The 3,966-nt window shown below is 49.3% G+C and carries 2 protein-coding genes and 1 pseudogene; 2 read left to right on the top strand and 1 reads right to left on the bottom strand.

What is annotated here, in order from left to right:
- Window positions 1–11: 11 nt before the first annotated feature.
- Entirely contained in the window at window positions 12–1,826 is a 1,815-nt protein-coding gene (gene pepF, locus ON064_RS17455) for an oligoendopeptidase F (RefSeq protein ID WP_274625771.1), read from the bottom strand.
- 628 nt (window positions 1,827–2,454) lie between these two features.
- On the opposite strand from pepF, the pseudogene ON064_RS17460 reads away from it, so the two are divergent.
- Window positions 2,455–2,893: pseudogene (locus ON064_RS17460) on the top strand (PaaI family thioesterase).
- A gap of 134 nt (window positions 2,894–3,027) precedes the next feature.
- The coding region (locus tag ON064_RS17465; RefSeq protein ID WP_274625772.1) for an ATP-grasp domain-containing protein at window positions 3,028–3,966 on the top strand (939 nt) is incomplete at its 3' end.

Below are 3,966 nucleotides of genomic sequence, written 5' to 3' on the forward strand. Positions count from 1 at the left end.
CCTGTTCTGTATTAATTTTGCTGTTCGATTTCTTCGGTCAAGCGTTCAAGCTCATCAATTAATTCCCCGATGTAAGCGATGGTGTCGCGCAAGGGCTCTTCGGTCGTGATGTCGACACCGGCCATTTTCGATAATTCGACAGGGGTTTTCGTGCCGCCTGCATTCAATACGCCGATCCATTCGTCCACAGCCGGCTGGCCTTCCGACAAGATGCGCTTGGACACTTGCGTGGAGATGGTAAGTCCGGCACTGTACGTATACGGGTAAAGCCCCATATAATAATGCGGCTGGCGCATCCACGTCAATTCCGCGCCTTCTGTGACTTCGACATCGTCTCCCCAGAATTCTTCGAGTACGCCGCGTTTCAGTGCATTAAGTACACCGGCATTGACGTTTTCGCCGGCATCGATCTTTTTATACACTTCGCGCTGATAGGCTGCTTCGAGCAAATGGGTGACGAAGTTATGGTAATAGGTTCTGGCAACAATCGATGAAATGACCCAACGCTTGAATTTCGGGTCTTCGGAATTCTTCAGCAAATGATTCGCCACCAGCATTTCGTTCATCGTCGATGGCGCTTCGATAAAGTACAGCGAAGGGCGCGCGTTGAACAGATTCTGTTCGCGGTTCGCGTGATAGAAATGACCTGCGTGACCGAGTTCGTGCGCGAGGACAAATACTTCGTTCATGCGGCCGGTCCAGGAAATCAGGATATATGGATGGTCGCCGTAAGGGCTCGCACAGAATGCGCCGGTCGACTTGCCTTTGTTCTGCGCAAAATCAATCCATCGTTCATCGTACGACCGTTCCACCATGTTCAAATAATCCGTGCCCATGATGCCGAGCGCGTCGTTGATATACTGCTTCGATTCCTCGACTGTAATTTCTGGATCGTACTCTGGATCCAAGGAAATCTTCAAATCGGCAAAGGTCATTTTGTCCAAACCGTGCGCTTTTTGCAGCAGGCGTGCATATTTGCGCATATGCGGCGCCAGTTCCGTCTGGATCAAATCGATTTGGCGGTCATAAAGCGCGCGGTCGACTTCCTGGTTGAATAGCAGGTACTCGAAAATATCCTCATAACCGCGCAAATCGGCAGTCGTCTTTTCGGTCTGCAATTGCATATCATAAGTTTTGGCTGTCGTGTGTTGGTAATCGCGCAGCTTATCGGAAAATGCCTTGAACGCGGCGCGGCGAAGCTCGGTATCGGTTTCCGCTTCCCAATCACCTTCGAACGACACATAGCTGAGGGGATGGGATTTGCCGCCTGCTTCAAAATCCGGGAAATCCATGTCGACCATTTTCGTCGTATTGTATAGCTCGTAAGGCGCTTGGAAGACAGAGGAGTAGGAAGCTAATGCTTTTTCGGCGGCCGGATGCAGTTGATGCGGTTTTTTACGCAGCAATTTCTTCAAATAGCCTTCAAACTCTTTGGATTCTGACATCGCCTGTTTTAGCGTGTCTTCCGGCAATTCCAATAGCTCACTTGTTACAAAAGCGAGGCGGCTGCCGATCTTTGCGGAGAATGCGCTGTATTTCCCGGCGCGCATCTGGGCTTTCGTATCGGTTTGGTCTGTGCTGTAGGACAGGCTGGCATAAGTGCCTGGGGCGACCAATTTTTCGGCAATCACGAGGTACGCCTCAAGTGCTTCCAGTGCCGACTGGGCGTCGGTGATTTGGCCTTGGAACTTCTCGGCATAAGCTGCTGTTTCCTGGTCAAGTTCTTCTAAAGTGGCATCGAATGCCTCGGAACTTGCCATCAAGCTTTCTAAATTCCATGTTTCTTCTATAGATATTTCTGAACGAGGCGGTAAACTTTTAACCAATGATTTTCTCTCCCTTGTATTCCGGATGTCGAACTAATTCTAAGTATAAGGTCCAAACTACAAAAAGTAAAAAAGTTTTAAAATTAATAAGAAAATTACGAAAAATAGGTTTAAGCCTTAAATGACGCGGGTATTCAGTTAGTACAAGGCGGAATCACCGTCAGAAGACACGAGCGGTTTTTACCGGAATCGCCTTTTGACGAGAATATGCACAGCCTTGGCGGAAAATTTGCTTTACTGGCGATATAGCTCTTGTCGGGAACCAGATGAAAATGGTTCAGCCTAAGAAGTTTCAACAGTAACACGTAGGTTTTTTGTGTAAGTGCAACTGAACGCCTGGCTGCAAAGTCTATTGATCACTGAGAGGTATACGTGAGAAATCCAAAGACGGCCAGCGCCATTAAACTGCATAGGCGGGAGTTTTACATCGCCAACATGTACGTTTGTAGAAGAATTGAATAGAATTTTCCGCGTGCGAAAATCCTCCAAGGACGAATCGGAGGATAAGGTAAAGAAGAGCATGATCCGAGTTTATCGGGTCATGCTTTTTCTATGCGTTCTGGCAGGCATCTTTCGCGATCATGTGGAATAGAGCAGAGGATAACTTTTGCAAAAGGAGTGGACGAGATTGAGTGAAACGGTAGAACATGCAATTCAAGATGAGTACGGAAAAGATTTCGCTTGGTGCTACGGGTGCGGCCGTCTGAACGAAGATGGGCTTCACCTCCGAACAGGATGGGATGGCGAAGAAACCGTGACTTTCTACGAACCGCGGAAAGAACATACGGCAATTCCTGGATTTGTTTACGGGGGATTATTGGCTTCGCTTGTGGATTGCCACGGCACGGGATCGGCGTCGCTCGCAGCCGCCGCGCTTCGTGACAGGTTCATTGCATGTCGATTTCCTAAAGCCGACGCCTCAAGGCAAGACCTTAAAAGCGGTAGGGAAAGTTGAAGAGATCCATCCGAAAAAATTCAAAGTGAATGTGGAAGTATTTGCAGGAGATGTAAAAGTCGCAAACGGCGAAGTGGTTGCCGTGTTGATGCCATCGACTTTCACTTCTTGAAACGAAATGGGCGCCGGAGCCACCCGGCGTTTTTTTTATGCGTTTTATTCCTTAAAGTCTATAAGACTTGTAGGGATTAAAAGGATGCTGTATGCTCAAGGTATTCAAAGCTCTATTTCTGAGGAGGAACCCGAATGACGGAGAAAGTTTATGTAATTCATGAAAACGAAGAATGGACGATCCACTTATTCCGGCGCTTGGAAGAGCTCGGCGTGCCCTATGAAGATTGGTTTACCGACTCAGGAACGGTCGATTTGACGAACGAGCCGCCGCAAGGGGTGTTCTATAACCGCATGAGCGCATCATCGCATACGAGAGGGCACCGGTTTGCGCCTGAAATGGCCGAAGCGAAAATCGCCTGGCTCGAGCGCCACAACCGTCGCATCGTCAATGGCAGCCGCGCGCTCCGGCTTGAAGTGAGCAAAGTGAACCAATACATGGCGCTTGACGCAGCCGGCATCCAGACGCCGAAAACGGTGGCGGTGAGTGGGAAGGAACAGCTTCTCGAAGCGGCGTCCGCTTTTGAGGGCAAATCATTCATCACTAAGCACAACCGTGCCGGAAAAGGGCTCGGCGTCCGGTTGTTCCACTCGAAAGAAGCGCTGGAGGAATATGTGGGCGGTGGTGAATTCGACGAATCCGTGGACGGCATCACTTTATTGCAGCAATATATTCAAGCACCTGAGCCGTTCATCACGCGCTGCGAATTTGTCGGCGGCAAATTTCTCTACGCGGTGCGGGTGGATACATCGGAAGGGTTCGAATTATGCCCGGCCGATGCATGCCGGCTTGAAGACATTTCCTGCCCGGCAGATGGTGCGTCGGAAACACGCCCGAAATTCCAGGTCATCGAAGGATTCGATGATCCAATCATCTCTAAATACGAACGCTTCCTTGAAGAAAGCGGCATTGAAGTGGCCGGAATCGAATTTATTCAAAATGCCGATGGCGAATTGTTTACTTACGATGTCAACACCAATACTAATTACAATGCCGATGCGGAAGCTGTGGCTGGCAAATACGGGATGCTTGAATTGGCGAAGTATCTGGAGAACCAGCGGCAAAACCTTGCC

The sequence above is a fragment of the Planococcus sp. A6 genome (assembly GCF_028823615.1).
Lineage (GTDB): Bacteria > Bacillota > Bacilli > Bacillales_A > Planococcaceae > Planococcus.